At 30.6% G+C, this 17344-nt stretch carries 20 protein-coding genes; all 20 read right to left on the reverse strand.

Features of this window, described 5'->3' with window-relative positions; all coding sequences use genetic code 11:
• Positions 1 to 12 precede the first annotated feature (12 nt).
• A complete protein-coding gene (locus tag N4A57_RS01320) occupies positions 13 to 1335 on the reverse strand; it encodes a DUF512 domain-containing protein (protein WP_293655569.1) in 1323 nt (440 codons plus the stop codon).
• Between the two features lie 99 nt (positions 1336 to 1434).
• The gene (locus tag N4A57_RS01325; protein ID WP_293655571.1) at positions 1435 to 1632 is read right to left on the reverse strand and encodes a capping complex subunit for YIEGIA; all 198 of its coding nucleotides are present in this window, start codon (positions 1630 to 1632) and stop codon (positions 1435 to 1437) included.
• A gap of 2 nt (positions 1633 to 1634) precedes the next feature.
• Positions 1635 to 2558 carry a YIEGIA family protein gene (locus N4A57_RS01330; protein WP_293655572.1) on the reverse strand — a complete coding sequence of 308 codons (924 nt, stop codon included), beginning with the start codon at positions 2556 to 2558 and terminating at the stop codon, positions 1635 to 1637.
• Positions 2559 to 2641: 83 nt separating this feature from the next.
• Positions 2642 to 4429 carry a two-component system histidine kinase PnpS gene (pnpS, locus tag N4A57_RS01335; protein WP_293655573.1) on the reverse strand — a complete coding sequence of 596 codons (1788 nt, stop codon included), beginning with the start codon at positions 4427 to 4429 and terminating at the stop codon, positions 2642 to 2644.
• A 9-nt stretch (positions 4430 to 4438) separates the two neighbouring features.
• Positions 4439 to 5116, reverse strand: coding sequence for a response regulator transcription factor (locus tag N4A57_RS01340; protein WP_293655575.1), 678 nt, complete (start codon positions 5114 to 5116; stop codon positions 4439 to 4441).
• 13 nt (positions 5117 to 5129) lie between these two features.
• Positions 5130 to 5942 (reverse strand): peptidoglycan editing factor PgeF, encoded by an 813-nt coding sequence (gene pgeF / locus N4A57_RS01345; RefSeq protein ID WP_293655577.1) that lies wholly within the window; start codon positions 5940 to 5942, stop codon positions 5130 to 5132.
• Positions 5943 to 6021: 79 nt separating this feature from the next.
• Positions 6022 to 6477, reverse strand: a complete 456-nt coding sequence (gene nrdR / locus N4A57_RS01350) for a transcriptional regulator NrdR (protein ID WP_293655578.1) — start codon at positions 6475 to 6477, stop codon at positions 6022 to 6024.
• 60 nt (positions 6478 to 6537) lie between these two features.
• Positions 6538 to 6861 carry a YlmC/YmxH family sporulation protein gene (locus N4A57_RS01355; RefSeq protein ID WP_293655579.1) on the reverse strand — a complete coding sequence of 108 codons (324 nt, stop codon included), beginning with the start codon at positions 6859 to 6861 and terminating at the stop codon, positions 6538 to 6540.
• A gap of 143 nt (positions 6862 to 7004) precedes the next feature.
• Positions 7005 to 7778, reverse strand: a complete 774-nt coding sequence (gene sigG, locus N4A57_RS01360; RefSeq protein ID WP_293655581.1) for an RNA polymerase sporulation sigma factor SigG — start codon at positions 7776 to 7778, stop codon at positions 7005 to 7007.
• Between the two features lie 139 nt (positions 7779 to 7917).
• Positions 7918 to 8652 (reverse strand): RNA polymerase sporulation sigma factor SigE, encoded by a 735-nt coding sequence (sigE, locus tag N4A57_RS01365; protein ID WP_293655582.1) that lies wholly within the window; start codon positions 8650 to 8652, stop codon positions 7918 to 7920.
• 26 nt (positions 8653 to 8678) lie between these two features.
• A complete protein-coding gene (gene spoIIGA / locus N4A57_RS01370) occupies positions 8679 to 9584 on the reverse strand; it encodes a sigma-E processing peptidase SpoIIGA (protein WP_293655584.1) in 906 nt (301 codons plus the stop codon).
• Between the two features lie 239 nt (positions 9585 to 9823).
• The gene (ftsZ, locus tag N4A57_RS01375; protein WP_293655585.1) at positions 9824 to 10912 is read right to left on the reverse strand and encodes a cell division protein FtsZ; all 1089 of its coding nucleotides are present in this window, start codon (positions 10910 to 10912) and stop codon (positions 9824 to 9826) included.
• Between the two features lie 166 nt (positions 10913 to 11078).
• Entirely contained in the window at positions 11079 to 11420 is a 342-nt protein-coding gene (locus tag N4A57_RS01380) for a small basic family protein (protein ID WP_293655586.1), read from the reverse strand.
• Positions 11421 to 12143: a DUF881 domain-containing protein gene (locus N4A57_RS01385; protein WP_293655587.1), complete on the reverse strand. Its 723-nt coding sequence runs from the start codon at positions 12141 to 12143 to the stop codon at positions 11421 to 11423.
• Positions 12144 to 12156: 13 nt separating this feature from the next.
• The gene (locus N4A57_RS01390) at positions 12157 to 12891 is read right to left on the reverse strand and encodes a DUF881 domain-containing protein (protein ID WP_293655588.1); all 735 of its coding nucleotides are present in this window, start codon (positions 12889 to 12891) and stop codon (positions 12157 to 12159) included.
• A 10-nt stretch (positions 12892 to 12901) separates the two neighbouring features.
• Positions 12902 to 13645 carry a cell division protein FtsQ/DivIB gene (locus tag N4A57_RS01395; RefSeq protein WP_293655590.1) on the reverse strand — a complete coding sequence of 248 codons (744 nt, stop codon included), beginning with the start codon at positions 13643 to 13645 and terminating at the stop codon, positions 12902 to 12904.
• A 61-nt stretch (positions 13646 to 13706) separates the two neighbouring features.
• A complete protein-coding gene (gene murA / locus N4A57_RS01400) occupies positions 13707 to 14630 on the reverse strand; it encodes a UDP-N-acetylglucosamine 1-carboxyvinyltransferase (protein WP_293655597.1) in 924 nt (307 codons plus the stop codon).
• 2 nt (positions 14631 to 14632) lie between these two features.
• Positions 14633 to 16186: a recombinase family protein gene (locus N4A57_RS01405; protein WP_293655591.1), complete on the reverse strand. Its 1554-nt coding sequence runs from the start codon at positions 16184 to 16186 to the stop codon at positions 14633 to 14635.
• A 135-nt stretch (positions 16187 to 16321) separates the two neighbouring features.
• Complete coding sequence (locus tag N4A57_RS01410; RefSeq protein WP_293655592.1) at positions 16322 to 16546, reverse strand: hypothetical protein; 225 nt, start codon at positions 16544 to 16546, stop codon at positions 16322 to 16324.
• A 268-nt stretch (positions 16547 to 16814) separates the two neighbouring features.
• Positions 16815 to 17108, reverse strand: coding sequence for a hypothetical protein (locus N4A57_RS01415; protein WP_293655593.1), 294 nt, complete (start codon positions 17106 to 17108; stop codon positions 16815 to 16817).
• Positions 17109 to 17344: the final 236 nt, after the last annotated feature.

Genomic DNA, 17344 nt, shown 5'->3' on the forward strand with positions numbered 1-17344 from the left:
CCTCCACAAACTTTAATTTATTATATTTTCTATAAAGTCTTTTCCATTATTTTTTGTTACTTGAATTTTCACCTTTAATGATTTTTCCACATCATCTATGGTTAAATCATCTAAAAATACATTTGTATCAGCCCTTAGCATACTCTCTGTTATTAAAAGCCTTTCTCCTAATCTTTTATCCTTTAGCTGATCTATTATATCGGTGGCAGTTATGAGGCCTGCTACCGTTATAGTCTCTCCAAAGAAATTATTCTTAATTTCATATACATTTATATTAATATTAGGATATTTTTTACTCAGGTTTCTAGCTAAATTATCTATGAATTTTTTAGCAGATCTGCCCGTAGCAACGCTGATGGTCTTATTATTCCTATTACCATCTAGGGAGTCTAGATACTTTTCAAATTCACCCTTTAATTTAACCATGAGTCCTACACCATTTTCTATTTGAGGAAAACCTTCATACTCGTCATATGACGGAAAGTCTTCATTTGCCATAATATAAAATTCATCTGATAGATGGACAAATCTAATACCCTTTTCCTCTAAAAATTTACCTTGCCATCTTTTAATTTGTTCAATAGTTTCCCTTGCACTTTCCCTATTAAATATTTTTAATGGATAAAGATTTTCCCTATATTTAGTAATACCTACAGGGACTATGGCAACGCTTTTTACACTGGGATAAAGTTTGTATAAATCTTTGATAGTTCTATCTAAATTTTCTTTATCATTCACATTAGGACATAAAACTATTTGTCCATTTATATTAATGTGAGCTTCTGCTAATTTTTCTAGTCTCTCATGTAGATTACAAGCCGTATTATTATTTAACATTTCCATCCTTAAATCTGGATTTGTTGTATGTATAGATACGTTTATAGGGCTAATTCTATATTTTATTATCTTCTCCATATCTTCATCACTCATATTAGTAAGGGTTATGAAGTTTCCCTGTAAAAAAGATAATCGAGAATCATCATCCTTAAAATACAATGTCTTTCTCATATTAGGCGGTAATTGGTCTATGAAACAAAAAATACATTTGTTCTTACAACTCTTAGCTTTGTCTATGATGGGATTTTCAAATATTATTCCCATTTCCTCATCATAATCCTTCTCTATACTATAAACTTCAATTTCACCATTTCTCTTTTTAATTTCCATCTCTATATATTCGTCAGAAATTAAAAACATGTATTCAATTATATCTTTTATTTCTATATTATTCACCTTTAATAATATATCCCCTGGTTCTATTCCTAATTCTTCTCCAATACTATCCTTTTGTACATCTAATATTATATTCTTAAATTTTTCTACATTTACTTCCATTATTGAGTACACCCTTTATCAAATAAATTTACCTTAAAAATTATATCATAAAAAAAACATATATACACTATAATTGGAAATCTTGTGTTAGTCAAGTATTTAATGTCTTACTAGGACAAAACAACCATTTTCCAGATCGTGAATTGCAGACATGGTAATCTTAGATAAATTTACAGCTAACCTTTCCTTTTCTTCCTTCGTATCTGCATAAAATATGGGAACAGAGCAATAATTAGAAATAGAATTTCTGTCTGTAGTAATTATGGCAACTATGGAATCTTTTATACCTATATCCAATTTTAATTCCTCCTAAAACTTTTTTTTAAACTATTTTTATCTAAGGTCTTTCTTTTAGCAGTTTCTAAAACAGGTGTTCCTTTTATACTCTCTAAAAGAAGATTTTCATCTTTGATTAGTGGTATGCATATGATTATCATGGTTCCCGTTTCTAAATTTCTTTTAGCAAAGGGAATGTACTCCACATCGTCCGAATCCCTTTTAATGCCAAGCTGTACATATATATTATGAAGTATAGTTTGGCCTTGTCCCACATTTGCCAAAGTTTCAATGGCATTTTCATCCCTTGGAATTATCTCTGCTGCTAGTCCATACTTTAAATAAAATTCCTTTGTGGCATCTAGGCCCACATTTGTTATGATCACATCATTTACTAATAATATGGGTCCATCAAATACCATTTTAGCACTTTTTACTTCTCCTATTTGTCTTATGGATTGTCTCATTAATATAAATTTTAAAAACAACATAACTATTGTTCCTACACCTATGCCTGAAATAACCTCCACATACACATTAGTATAAATAATCCTTACACAATATATGGTTAAACTAGTTGATAAGGAAGTTAATATGACCATATAGTTCCTAGCTTCAAAGGCCTTGGCTATATCTTCTATGTATGCTGTACCCCTTTGAACTAATTCAGTAGGCTCTATATTGTCTAAACTCTCCCTCTCCATACTTCTCACATCCCTAAATTGTTGAGCTGCCACTGCCAAAAATGTTACAGCACCAAACTCTTTTTCCACCAGTGCAGGTAATGCTACAGCTCCTAAAAAAGCTGCTATAATCCCTAGAGTAAAATGGGATATTAACCCTTGAGGATAACTAGGATATTGCCTCTGGTCTATTCTTATCATATATATTCTAGCTAAAATCCCCATCATAAAGGAAGGTAACATGGATATAATAAAATCCTGCATACGATCATCTCCTTACTAAATCTCCTATTTCTTCTATTTAGTATTTACATTTTAAAATTTTTAATGAAAAAAGATGCTTAAAGTTACTTAAGCATCTTTCTTGTGGGTAATTTAATAAGGAATTCTGAGCCCTCTCCTACTATACTATTAACAGAGATAACTCCTTTAAAGGATAAAACTATATGCTTTACTATGGCTAAGCCTAGACCCGTTCCACCAACTTTTCTACTTCTAGCCTTATCAACCCTATAAAATCTTTCAAAAAGTCTTGGAATATCCTCTTTAGGTATTCCTATTCCTGTATCCTTAATGGATATGATTATTTTATTATATTTTTCATAGACCTTTATATATAACTTCCCATTTTCATTAGTATATTTTATTCCATTATCAATTAAATTTATTAACATTTGTTTAAACCAATCTCTATTTCCATATATGGAAGATATGGAAGATGATATTTCAAGGTCACACTCCACATTCTTTTGTTCACCAATTCTCTTCATTAAGAAAAATACTTCTTCCACACTGGACTTTACATTTATTTCTTCTTTTCTAGTATTTGAACTTCTATTTTCTATATCAGACAAGGTAAGTATATCGTCTATGAGCCTATTTAATCTCTCCGTTTCTACCTCTATAATATCTAAAAATCTATTTCTCACATTTTTATTGTCAATAGCTCCAGATTTTAAGGTTTCTATAAACCCACTTATGGATGTGAGGGGAGTCTTTAGTTCATGGGTAACATTGGCCACAAATTGACTTCTCATATTTTCTAATCTTGTAATTTCCGTTATATCTTCAATAAGGGCCATTACTCCTAATATCCTATTGGGATCCAGGTCTAATTTTATTGGATTTGTATAAATCTTTAAAATTCTTTTTTCTAATAACTTTACTTCTACCTTCTTTTCTATACTTTCTCCCTTGATTAATAACTCTTTTAACAGTACCTTTAATTCTTCATTATGTATTACTTCATCCATATGCCTTTTATAAACATTTACCTCGTCTATATTTAGTAGTTCCTTCGCCCCATGATTTACAAGTATTACGTTTAATTCCTTATCAACAGCAAATATACCAGCCTTCATACTACTTAATGTGGATTTTAGTTTAATATTTTTATCCCGAGTTTCCTTTATGGTGTTATTTAATTTTTCCACCATTATATTAAAATTTTCTGCTAAAATTCTAATCTCATCTTCTCCACTAACTTCCACTTTTCCTTTATAGTTTTCCTTGGCAATCTTCCTTGATATTTCTGTTATTTCCTTTATGGGTTTAGTAGCATTGTCCACATATCTGTATCCAATTATTAGACTTAAAAAAATTCCACATATAACAGATAAAAATATATATTTTAGTAAGGTAAGATTAATCTTTCTCATTTCTGTAAAGGGAAATGCTACTCGAGTTACACCATATATTTCATTATTAACTTTTAAAGGAATTGCCACATAAATATATTCCACATCCGTAGTGCTACTAGTTCTTATATCCTTTCCTATATAACCCTTTAGAGCTTTTTTTACTTCTGCCCTATACATATGATTTTCCATAAGATCTAATAGGTCTTCACTAACCTCCGAATCACCCATAACTATTCCATTTTTATCTATAAAAGTTACTCTTAATTTTGACTTCATGGCATATTCCATGGCATATGAGTCAAAATCCAAATATTTTGTAGAACTATTTTCTAATTTTTCCCCTATAAAACTATTAATTAGTTCTCCATTACTTATTAATTGCTCTTCGATTTTCATAGTATAATTAGTTTTAATTAAGCTAAAGGCCAAAAAACCTGTAAGCATAATTCCTATTATCATGAGTGTACCATATACTACAAATATCTTTTTCTTCATTAAATCACCCTATCTTAATATGTATCCTGCTCCTCTTACCGTTTCTATAAATTCATTATTAGTGTCTTCTATTTTTTTTCTTAAATATCTTATATGAACATCTACAGTTCTAGAATCTCCAAAATAATCATATCCCCATACATGGTCTAATAAAAAATTCCTAGTAAGAACCTTTCCTCTATTTTCAATTAGCACTTTTAATAATTCAAATTCCTTATTAGTAAGATCTATTTTTTTCTCATTTCTTCTTACTTCATAACTATCTAAATTTATGATTAAATCCTTCATTACTATTTCATTGTTCTTTTTATGATTTTTATCATATCTCCTTAAAACAGCCCTCACTCTAGCCAATAACTCCTTCACACTAAAAGGTTTTGTCACATAATCATCTGCCCCTGCGTCTAATCCTTCAATTTTATTCCCTTCATCATTTTTAGCTGTAAGCATTATTATAGGTGTAGATCCTATTTCCTCATTAACTCTAATTTCCTTACAAACTTCAAATCCGTTTAATTTAGGTAACATTAAGTCGAGTAATATTAGATCTGGTTTTTCTTCTTTGGCCACCTTTATGGCCATGTATCCATCTTCACTAGTAATTACCTCATAACCGTCATTTTTTAAATTAAATTCAATAAGCTCACGTATGTATTCCTCATCATCTACTACTAATATCTTCTTCATTTTGTATCTCCCTTCACAGTAACTCTATCATTGCTACCATTCTTCCCGTGTTTCCCTTATCCCTTCTATATGAAAATAGTTCTTCATTACACATGGTACACACATGGCTCACTATAATATTTTCTTCCTTAAAACCTATATCTTTTAATATACTTTTATTTGCTTCCCACAGATCTAGATTATATTTTCCACTTTTCTTATTTTTCACAAAATCTTCTATATTATTAAAATTCTTTTCAAACTCACCTATAACCCCTTTATCTACCTCGTAACAACAAAGACCTATGGACGGACCTATTGCCCCTAAACAATCTATGGGATTTGTATTATACACATCTTTCATAATTTCAATGGCCCTTTTACTTATTTTTTTCACAGTTCCACGCCATCCCGAGTGGACTAATGCTATTACTTTATTTTTCTTATCTAATATATATATGGGAACACAATCTGCATATTGGGTCACTAAACATACTCCCTTTTGTGAAGTTATTAATCCATCAATCTCCTTAATAGGATTTTCACACAAAAGGCCTTTTCCCCTATCATCCATATGTACTATTTTAATTTTATCCCCATGTACCTGATCAGATAATACTAAGTTCTCTATACTTGTACCTAGTGCATCACATAGAATTTCATAGTTTTTAATTATATTTTCTTTTTTATCACTAGTCTTAGTTCCCATATTTAAAGTTGAAAATTCACCATTACTAACTCCACCTATCCTTGTAGTAAAACAAGTCTTTACCATCTTCGTCTTATTAAATTCATCTATGACATAATATTTTGTACCTTTGATACTTTCCTTTAATACAAAAGACACCTAAATCAACTCCCTACTAAAATATATATAAATAATAGGAAGTTATATAACTTCCTATTATTTATATATATTTATGATTTTATTTTTCATCTAACATCTTTTTTAATTCTTCCATAAAAGTATTAATATCTCTAAATTGTCTATATACAGATGCAAATCTCACATAAGCAACTTCATCTATTTCCTTTAAAGCATTCATTACAAGTTCTCCTACATATGTGCTTTTTATTTCCTTTTCCATTGAATTATGAAGATTTCTTTCTATATTGTCTACTATTTTTTCAATATGCTTTAAAGATACGGGCCTTTTCTCACAGGCTCTTATTATACCATTTAATACTTTATTTCTATTATAAGCTTCCCTATTTCCATCTTTTTTAATTATTATTAAAGGAATCTCTTCTATTTTTTCATATGTAGTAAATCTCTTCTTACATTTGTTGCATTCTCGTCTACGCCTTATTACTTGTCCTTCTTCAGTAGGTCGTGAATCTACAACCTTCGTATCAAAACACTCACAAAACGGGCAGTTCACATGCACACCCCCTATTTTATCTACTTTTACTCAAATTATAATATTTCTTTTCCCTCATGTCTATATATTTCCTTCTTTTTTGATAAAAATCTCCTTTTCTACAGGTATTTCTTCATATTCTTCCTCATTATTCATATTAGTTTCCACCACATTCTTAGAATTGACTAATACCACATCTACTCCAATTTTATTTATTTCTCTCCAAGGTATGACATATTCGTTGTATTTACCAAATATGCCTAAAAATTTACCTTCAGTGGGAACTACAACAGATACTACCCTTCCCTTTTCTAAGTTTATTTCTATATCTGATATGAATCCCAATTTTTTCCCATCTGACATGTTTATTATTTCCTTTTCTCTCAATTCAGCTGTACTTATCATCTTTTATCCCTCCTAAACTCAAAGCCATATACCCCATGTTATATACATATTGAAATACTGATTATTAATAGTATATTATTTCTCTTTAAATTAAATTACTCCATTTATAAATTAAAGGGAAAGCATAATGCTTTCCCTTTAATTTATATGTATTTCTTCATATGCTTTAAGGCAGTTTTTTCTAATCTTGAAACTTGAGCTTGAGATATGCCTATTTCATCTGCAACCTCCATCTGAGTTCTTCCTTCAAAGAATCTTAATGTTAGAATGTGCTTCTCCCTATTATTTAGTTTTCTAAGGGCTTCCCTTAGGGCTATACCTTCTAACCAAATTTCATCCTCACTTTTTTCATCACTCACTTGATCCATAACAAATATGGCATCTCCACTGTCATGATATATAGGTTCAAATAAAGATATGGGGTCTTGGATTGCATCTAGGGCAAATACCACATCTTCCCTTTGCATGTCTAATACCTTTGCTATTTCTCCTACTGTAGGTTCCTTAGAATTTTTATTTATCAATTGATCCCTAACTTGAAGGGCTTTATATGCAGTATCCCTAAGTGATCTACTTACTCGTATGGAATTATTATCTCTTAAATATCTTCTTATTTCTCCTATTATCATGGGAACTGCATAAGTGGAAAATCTCACATTGTGACTTAAATCAAAATTGTCAATTGCCTTTATTAACCCTATACATCCAACTTGAAATAAGTCATCCACATGCTCACCTCTGTTATTAAATCTCTGTATTACACTTAAAACTAGTCTTAAATTTCCCCTTATAAACTCTTCTCTAGCTGATAAATCTCCGGCGTGAATTCTTCCAAATAATTTTTTCATCTCATTATTTGTAAGCACAGGAAGCTTAGACGTATTAACACCACAAATTTCTACTTTGTTTATATGCATTACTTATTCCTCCGCTTCTACCTTTTATTGCCCCCTTACTTAATAAAATTATTGCCTCTTAATTTTAGGTTTATACACTTTCCTATATCCAAAAAATAGAAAATAGGTAGGAATCTATCCTACCTATTGTTTTTTCCTATTAGGTTATCTTTTTTATCTCCTTTTGTAGTCTAAATATTATTCTCTTTTCTAATCTAGATATGTAGGATTGGGAAATTCCTAATAAGTCTGCCACTTCCTTTTGAGTTTTTTCCTGTCCATTTCTAAGTCCAAATCTAAGTTCCATTATTTTTTTCTCCCTGCTAGATAACTTTGTTAAAGCCAAATCTAGTAGTTCTTTATCTACTTCTTCCTCTAAAAATTTATATATTATATCATTTTCCGTTCCTAATATATCTGATAACAATAATTCATTACCATCCCAATCGATATTTAAGGGTTCATCAAAGGATATTTCCGCCTTTGCCTTACTATTTCTTCTCAAATACATTAATATTTCATTTTCGATACACCTTGAAGCATAGGTAGCCAATTTAATTTTCTTCTGGGGATCAAAAGTATTAACAGCCTTTATAAGACCTATTGTTCCTATTGAAATTAAATCCTCTACTCCTATACCCGTATTTTCAAATTTTCTAGCTATGTATACTACCAGCCTTAAATTTCTCTCAATCAAAACGGTCCTCACATAGTTACTATCCGTATCAAGTTTAGATAATAATTCCATTTCTTCTTGAGGTTTTAGGGGCGGAGGAAGAGCTTCACTTCCCCCAATATAAAAAACGTCTTTTATCTGAAATATTCCCAGTTTAATCTTAATATTAATCATAAACCTTTTATATGATTTTTTTATGTTAGATAATATTTCAAACACTTTATCGCCTCCCATTTGATGTAAATTTACTTAAGAATATTTGGATGTAGTAAAGCACTATAATCTCCATTTTTAGATAGTCTCTTAGTATATATTCCTACTATGATATTTTTAATATGCTTCTTATCTTCCACATTCACCATATCTGGCCTAAATCCTATTAGCATACCATTTTCCTTTCCCAATGAATTAAATGGAATAACCCTAATTCTGCTGTTCCAATTAGACTCATTGCCTATTTTTAAGAATAAATCATAGGTAATATTGTCACTAGCCAACATATCCTTAATGTCATTTGGAATTAGCTCCTTTATGGCACTATACTCTGCTACCATCACAGGATATTTAGATAATGGATCTTCTAATGAATTTCCTGTATCCACCAATGCCTTTACTGTGCTTTTATTATTTTCCACTTCTATTGAAACTGGAATGTATAGTTTTTCCCTAGAAATTTTTTCTTGCACATACTCCCAGCAAAATCTGATTAGTATATATGACACAATACCCGAGTATATTAATAATTTTGTTGTGAAATTTCCAATATAGAATATACCATTACTGACTATACCTTCAAATCCAGTAAAATAGAATAATGCAAAGGCTGCCCCTCCAAACATAAAGGATATTAAGTAAAAAATACCCACCAGCTTAAAAAAGTCAATAAACTTATATGGCATGAAAGTAAGAACAACTATTAATATGGACATAGCTATTTTCATTATCATTGAGTACATAAAACTAAGTGACGGAAAGAAAAATACAAAGGCATATAAGGCACCAACTATTGCTCCAACCCATATTTTATATTTTTTCACTTCAAATTTGCTAAAATGTGCTGTTAAATGTAATATCATCCAATTCATAAGTAAATTTTCTAAAAAAAGATACTCAGCATATACTTCATACATACTTACTCCCCCGTTTAGCATAATCTCTTCTTAAAAAATATTCCCATGTCCCTTAGGATATGTATATTATATATTATTTTTTTTTAAAACCTTGTCATTCTATGAAGTCGAAAAAGGGTTATTTCCCTCTATAATCTGTTATATTACGACAATAAAAAAGTAACTAAAACTTTAAGTTTTAGTTACTTTTTTATTGTGATAATATTGTCTTTTTCTTTTCATATACTCTAAATTGTATTTATGTTTTGTTGTAAATTAAATTACCTTCTTCTCCTTAAAAAAGTAGGTATGTCCAAGTTATCTTCCCCTTGACTTTCCTCAGTCTTGGTCTCAACAGGGCCTTCATCCTTACTTTCTTCCTTTGGTAAAATAGAAGCTTTAGGAATTGGAGTTTTATCATTATCAAATCCAGTAGCAATAACAGTAATTATAAGCTCATCCTTTAAACTTTCATCTATTACAGCACCAAATATAATATTTGCATCTGGATCTGCCGCTTGCGAAACTAATTCAGCTGCTTCATTAACTTCAAATAATCCTAAGTTTCCTCCACCTGTAATATTTAAAAGTACGCCCTTAGCACCTTGAATTGAAGTTTCTAAAAGAGGACTTTGAATAGCTTGTTTAGCTGCCTCAACTGCTCTATTTTCTCCGCTAACTCTTCCAACTCCCATGTGCGCTAAACCTTGTTCAAACATGATAGTCTTAACATCTGCAAAGTCCAAGTTTACAAGACCAGGTACTGCTATTAAGTCTGATATACCTTGTACACCTTGTTTTAGCACATCATCTGCAATTTTAAATGCATCCATTATGGATGTTTTCTTTTCTGCTACCTGTAATAATCTATCATTAGGAATAGTTACTAAAGTGTCCACCTTATCCCTTAAATCCTTTATTCCCTTTTCCGCATGTTGCATTCTTTTTTTACCTTCAAATGTAAATGGCTTAGTTACAACTCCTACAGTTAATATACCCATTTCCTTTGCTATTTGAGCTACTACAGGAGCTGCTCCCGTTCCTGTACCTCCACCCATACCTGCAGTTACAAAAACCATGTCAGCACCTTGTAGGGCTTGATATATATCTTCCTTACTTTCTTCAGCGGCTTTCCTTCCAATATCAGGATTGGCTCCAGCTCCTAATCCTTTAGTAAGCTTATCTCCTATTTGAATTTTATATTCTGCTCTTGAAGTAAACAGCGCTTGCTTATCTGTATTTACAGCAATAAACTGCACTCCCTTTAGTTGTGATTCAATCATTCTATTAACAGCATTATTTCCCCCGCCGCCGACTCCAACAACTTTAATCTGTGCAAATTGTTCCATATCCACATCAAATTCTAACATGAAATTACCTCCTCTTTTAGCTATGAACATCTTAAATATGTTATCATGTTTGGAGCATAGTTTAATTCTATTTTAAATAAACACTATTTTTTCAAATACTATAACTAGGCTACTATAGTAAATTCAACATTTCTTTTAAATTCCCTTTTTTTATGAGAAAAAAATATTATTTTTCTCTAATTTTTTCTATCATCAATCTCCTTAAAATGGCGAAGTTCTGGAATAATCTACCACCAAAAGTAAATATGGCTGCATAGTATAGGGGCACTCCTAATTTATCTCCTATGTATGCTAATAATCCTGCCAAAATGGCATTACCAAAAAAACCTGTTATGAATATAAATGTTTCAAATTTTTCTTGAACATATGCCCTTACTCCACCAAATACGGAATCTAGTGCTGCTAATATGGCTACGGACATGTACAAAGAATAAGATGTTGGATAGGTAATTGGTAAATAAAATCCTAATACAATACCTATTATTAATCCTATTATGGCAATATACATTTACTCACCTTCTTTTATAACTTTCATGTATTTCACATTAACACCTTCATCATAAGCAGGTATATTAATGTGAGAAGAGGTATTAACCTCAATATATAGTCCAAATTCCTTAAGTAATGCTCCATATGTAGTAGGTGCTATTAAGGATGCCTCTAAGGTTTTAGGCTCTCCTATGGCTTTTATTACAAAGGGCTGAGCAAAAAATTGATTATTTATTCTTATACTATGGCCAGCACATACTAATTCTGTAGTATTTATTATCCTTTGTCCATTTATGGATATGGCCTCTGCTCCTGCTACTTTTAAGTCATTTACCAAGTTTAGTACATCAGCATCATGAACTATTACATTATTAGGATCTTCTCCTTCAAATAATTCTCTGTCACTATCATCTACAGTTAGTATTATTCCTGGTCCCTCTAATTCACTAAATCCAGCCATAGCCCTTTGGTTTTTTAGTTCATCAAGCATTTCGTATTTTAATTTACCATCATCCTCTTTGATTTTTTCATAGGCAAGTATCTTTTTATTCATTTCTTTTATAACTTCTTTAATTTTCTTTATTTCTTGTTTTTCACTTTCAAGGGTAATTTTATAATCATGTATTTCCTTCAAAGGTGCGTACAAATATCTATCCTTCACATTTTTAAGTTCTAAAGAAATAGTTATTCCTAGTATTAAGCAAAAAAACAATATAACCCACTTACCTTTTTTACTATTCATGAGTTCACCTCTATTATTGTTCTTCTTCCACAGGCTTTGCATATCTAAATTTAATTACTTCGTTATATCTAGGAATTAGTACTTCCTTCTTTTTCTCAACGGTTACCCTTAAATTATATCGTTCACTTCTCATTTGTTCTACTATACCAAATCTGATATTTAAAGTAGAAGCTAAAGTATCTGGATTGCCAATTGCCTTAACTACAAAGGGAGGGGCCGTTGGTACAGAGTTAATATTAACATTACTTCCGGCTAAATTTATTTCTGTTTTGGATACAACCCTTTGTTCATTTATGGATATGGCCTCTGCTCCTGCGTCGTTTAGTTTATTTATTAAACTTAATAATAAGTCATAATTATACATTATAATACTAACATCAGTAGGAAATTGAGGATCTATTGGAGGGTCATCTATAACCACAACTACGCCTGGGCCTTTCACCCTTTTAAGTCCAGAAATCATTTTATACTTTTCTAATTCATTTCTAATATTTCTTACAAGAACGTCCTCTTTAGCCTCTGATTCCTCTATTTCTTTTATCTTACCTTCTAAAGAATTTATCTCACTCTTTAAAGCGTCCTTTTCCCTTCTAACTTTTTTAAGTTCCACAGCCAAATCTTGAGCCTTTTGAGCGGATCCAATTCCTTGAAGATAATTATTTTGTACTGACCTAAACTGCAATGCTAAAACTAACCCTAAAATCATACATATTATTCCAATAGAGATTCTAGCCTTCATTTGGTTCATTTTATCCCTCCTATTCTATAGGTCTATAGGTAGGATAGCCATTATGGCTCATATCTACAATACCCCTTACTATATCTTTCTTCTCTAAATCCTTTAAAATCTTCCTTAAGGTATTTAGTTTTCTTTCTAACCCTTCACCAGAACCTAACTTGCATACTAAATCTTTGTTAATATTTATTCTAATATCATTTAAATCATTAATATTTATTTCTTCTACACTTATTCCGCTCTTCTCACTTTCATCCACCATCCTTAGTGCACATATAAACTCCTTTTGATTCTTTACTGATAATTTTTCTCCTTCAACAAAATTGTCAAATTCTATGCCTTTAATTAAAATTAAATCTTCACTATTAAAGCTAGATCTTAGAACTACTCCTTCTTCATCAATTATTAAGTATGTATCCATAAAGTTAATTAAAGCTTTTTCTTTTCTTTCTTCTATCTTTATGACTATTTTGTTAGGAAATTTTCGTTCTACTAGGGCACTTTTAACATAGGGGTCATACTCTACATTCATCCTAATATTCTCCAAATCTTCTTTCAATATATGACCTCCAAAATTAATTCCAGCCTCTTCTACTACAATTTCCTTTGTTGCCTTTTCTATTCCTAAAACTTCCACATGCTTTACACTAAATAGCTCTGTTTTAAATACTATAATAAATGAAACTATGGTTATCAATATCATTATGGTAAATATGAACAACTTCTTTTCTTTATTAACTTTTAATCCCACACTGCTTTTTTTCATCATAACCATCCCATTACTTGTCCATTTTTTTCACTTGTTTAAGAGCAGCTTACGCTGCTTCTTAATTCAATCTATAGACTTCTGCTCCTAGAGATTTTAGCATCTCTTCAATCCTATCATAACCTCGATCTATATGCTTAACATTATTTACTATAGTAATTCCTTCTGCACCAAGTCCTGCTAAAACTAAAGCAGCTCCTCCTCTTAAATCCTTTGCAGTAACATTAGCTCCTGTTAATTCACATACCCCTTGAATAACAGCTACTCTGCCATCTATTTTAATATTAGCTCCCATTCTCATAAGTTCATCCACATGCTTAAAACGATTTTCAAATACAGTTTCTGTAATTATACTAGTTCCCTTAGCAATAGCCATAAGTGACATAAATTGTGCCTGCATATCCGTTGGAAAACCAGGATAAGGTAAAGTTTTAGTCATTTCGATAGCTTTTATCCTTTTATTAGTTTTAAGTCTTAGAGAGTCAGATTTTTCTTCTATAATACAACCTGATTCCTTTAACTTAGATATGATTGGTTTTATATGGTCTATAACTATATTTTTTAAAAGAATATCTCCACCAGTCATGGCCCCTGCCACTAACATAGTTCCTGCCACAATTCTATCTGCCATTATTTTATGCTCAACTCTATTTAACTTATTTACACCTTCAATAATAATTTCACTAGTTCCAGCTCCTGATACTTTCGCACCCATTTTGTTCAAATAAGTTTGCAACTCAACTATTTCTGGTTCCTTTGCTGCATTTCGTATCTTAGTGGTACCATTTGCCATTACTCCTAATAACATGGTATTTTCTGTAGCTCCTACACTAGGGTAATCTAAATGTATCTCTGTACCATCTAATTTTACCACTTCACATTCTAAAAATCCATGTGCCTCTTTAATTTTTACACCCAATTGTCTTAAAGCTTTCAAATGCAGGTCTATAGGCCTAGGACCAATTTCACATCCTCCTGGGTATATGTCTAAATTGTGCCAATAAACCTATTCCATTTTACATGAACTTGTATGTCAGATTTAGAGCCTCTAGTTGGTTTTATTGGTTGATATACAATGATTTTGTCTAGTAGTACTTCAATATCTCTACGTGTTAAAACTCCTTTTTCTACAATAGACTTTAACTCATCCATTGCCTTTAGTACTTCTTCTTGAGATTTTGAAGCTAACCTTTTGTATTTTTCCATTTCATCAATCTGATTTATGATTATTTTTAATTCTTGATTAGCTTCCCATACTAATTCATTGTGAATTTGTTCATCAACTAATCCCCTAGCCATTTGCCTTGCATAGTTTTTTATTTCTTCTTTCTTATTTATAGCACTTTTATTTAAATTTCTAATAATTTTGTCATAATTGTTCTTACTTTTTTTTGCCCTTTCTATATTATCTTGTATTTTTTCAAAATTTACTTCTATACACTCCATATGCTCTTGTAAATTATTCAAAAGTATATTATTAATATCTTCTTCTTTAATATGGTGAGATGTACAATATTTTGAACCCATACCATGATAAGTTCCACATATATAGGAATCTGACCTATGTTTTCTCCTTCGCATTACCATATATTTACCACAATCTCCACAAAATAAAAAGCCAGAGTACAAATTTATTCCATGAGAGCCTGCTCTAATTTTTCTTTGATCTCTTCTTTTAGCAATAGCCTGAGCTAGCTTAAAGTCTTCCTTTGAAATTATGCCTTCATGATGATCTTCATATACAATATGTTCTTCCTTTGGAACCCTAATAGATTGACCTTTAATTTTCTTTTTCTTCGTTTTACCGCAACGTAGCGTTCCCACATATACATCGTCATTGATAATTCTAGATACATGGACTGGAGTCCAGTATTTTGCTACTGGGCGCTTATTTCCATCTTGTATTTTCTTATATTGTGATGGAGTTAGGATTCCTTCAGAATTTAGTATATCTGATATCTTTCTATATCCATTACCTTCTACATATAGTTTGAAAATCCTTTTAATCACGCCTGAAACATTTTCATCAATAATTAATCTGGTTTTATCATTTGGGTTAATTTTATAACCAAAGTATGGTCTTATAATGACTCCCCCATTCCTTTGTTTAACCTTTAGATTGCCAGTAATTTTTTTAGAAATATCCTTGACATACCTTTCATTATACCATGTTTTTATACCAATCACATCATCTTCATCCTTAAAACTATCATAATTATCTGATATACTTATAAATCTCACATTGTTTTCTTTTAAAAACTCCAAAAATAGTAGAGTTAGGGCATTATTCCTGCCTATTCTTGATAGGTCTTTTACTGCAAGCACTTGAACCTCACCTTTTTTTATATTTTCCTCTAACTTCTCAAATCCACTCCTATCAAATTTATACCCAGAAACATTATCATCTTCGTATATTTTCTTCATATCACAATTGAATCTATCTTTAATATAATCTTTTATTAATCTTTTTTGAGTAATAATCGTTTCATAATTTTCACCTTTATCATCTCTAGATATTCTAACATAACCATAAACATTCATTCCTATGACCTCCATAGTAGAACTTATTATTTTACTACTATTTATAGTTTTCCATGTGTACACATGGATTATGATAATGAAAAAATTAATATGTACTAAAAACTAATTTCTTCGTTGCCATTAGTTTTTACTTCACTAAATCCGTCCTTCCTCTTTCATTCTAGAAAGAATTAAATAGGTGATTATATTTTCAATATCTTGTAAATTTAGTTGGTTAATATTAGAAGTCACTTTTTTTACGGATTTGGATACTTTACGTCGTTTAAATTCCAATCCATTTATTGGCAATTTAGTATTTTTATATATAAGGTCATTGTTAATCATATCTATAATCTTTTCTTCTCCATTATCTTTTCCCATAACAAGAACCTCCCCCCTTTTTACAAACTTACGTATATAGTAGCTTGACCTATGCTTATTTACGTATATGGGAGTTTTTTTAACTAAGTATTTAGACGTTTAGAGAATAACAAGTTTTTAATTTATTCTAAGTAGAATATTTAGAGATGATTATAGTAAGCGTCAAAGCATATCCTGAAGAATTGACTAAATATCAATTCTTTAAAACACACTTTGACGCTTACTAATAAGTCTAAGAACTACCTACATAGTTTCATTAGAAATTCTTTTATGGTAATATCAGAAAAGTTTTGAGCATAAAATGAGTTACTTCTTTTTTTATTATTCTATCAATATATTTTTCGTCCCATACTCCATTAGATAAAAAATGACCAATGGTAGTACGGTGATTAACACTAAATTCAGCAATATCTGTAGTTTTGGCAGTAAATCCTTTAGAAGATGTAGCTACAACAAATTCTTTAAAATGTTTCACAGCAGTTTTTGTGTAATAAAAATCAAGATTATTTTCCTCGAAAAACTTGCTAACTAATTCATTATTTGATAGTATAGAGTTTGACATTCAAAACATTCCTTTTAGTGTGATTTTGTGTGAGAACTTTATCATACACTAAAATGTTTCGGATGTCTTTATTTATTTGCCAATATTTGTAATCAGATTTGCTCATTTAGAGCTTAATAATAGAAAACTCATCATTCGCACTGATAGTGGTTATGGCTCTATGCATAGCATTGAAAAATTAAAAAACATTAAAAATCTTTTATTTGTCACAAAAGGTTATTCTACCCGTCAATCTG

It is taken from the genome of Anaeromicrobium sp. (genome assembly GCF_025210435.1).
Taxonomy (GTDB): domain Bacteria; phylum Bacillota; class Clostridia; order Peptostreptococcales; family Thermotaleaceae; genus Anaeromicrobium.

Bases quoted from the DNA above. Each gene is read 5' to 3' on its own strand.
- N4A57_RS01320 (WP_293655569.1), bottom strand. From the start codon at position 1,335: ATGGAAGTAAATGTAGAAAAATTTAAGAATATAATATTAGATGTACAA.
- N4A57_RS01355 (WP_293655579.1), bottom strand. From the start codon at position 6,861: ATGATAAGTACAGCTGAATTGAGAGAAAAGGAAATAATAAACATGTCA.
- pnpS (WP_293655573.1), bottom strand. From the start codon at position 4,429: ATGAAGAAAAAGATATTTGTAGTATATGGTACACTCATGATAATAGGA.
- N4A57_RS01395 (WP_293655590.1), bottom strand. From the start codon at position 13,645: ATGAAAAAAAGCAGTGTGGGATTAAAAGTTAATAAAGAAAAGAAGTTG.
- N4A57_RS01340 (WP_293655575.1), bottom strand. From the start codon at position 5,116: ATGAAGAAGATATTAGTAGTAGATGATGAGGAATACATACGTGAGCTT.
- sigG (WP_293655581.1), bottom strand. From the start codon at position 7,778: ATGCATATAAACAAAGTAGAAATTTGTGGTGTTAATACGTCTAAGCTT.
- spoIIGA (WP_293655584.1), bottom strand. From the start codon at position 9,584: ATGCTAAACGGGGGAGTAAGTATGTATGAAGTATATGCTGAGTATCTT.
- N4A57_RS01415 (WP_293655593.1), bottom strand. From the start codon at position 17,108: ATGTCAAACTCTATACTATCAAATAATGAATTAGTTAGCAAGTTTTTC.
- N4A57_RS01405 (WP_293655591.1), bottom strand. From the start codon at position 16,186: ATGAATGTTTATGGTTATGTTAGAATATCTAGAGATGATAAAGGTGAA.
- ftsZ (WP_293655585.1), bottom strand. From the start codon at position 10,912: ATGTTAGAATTTGATGTGGATATGGAACAATTTGCACAGATTAAAGTT.
- N4A57_RS01385 (WP_293655587.1), bottom strand. From the start codon at position 12,143: ATGAATAGTAAAAAAGGTAAGTGGGTTATATTGTTTTTTTGCTTAATA.
- N4A57_RS01390 (WP_293655588.1), bottom strand. From the start codon at position 12,891: ATGAACCAAATGAAGGCTAGAATCTCTATTGGAATAATATGTATGATT.
- N4A57_RS01410 (WP_293655592.1), bottom strand. From the start codon at position 16,546: ATGGGAAAAGATAATGGAGAAGAAAAGATTATAGATATGATTAACAAT.
- N4A57_RS01380 (WP_293655586.1), bottom strand. From the start codon at position 11,420: ATGTATATTGCCATAATAGGATTAATAATAGGTATTGTATTAGGATTT.
- N4A57_RS01330 (WP_293655572.1), bottom strand. From the start codon at position 2,558: ATGCAGGATTTTATTATATCCATGTTACCTTCCTTTATGATGGGGATT.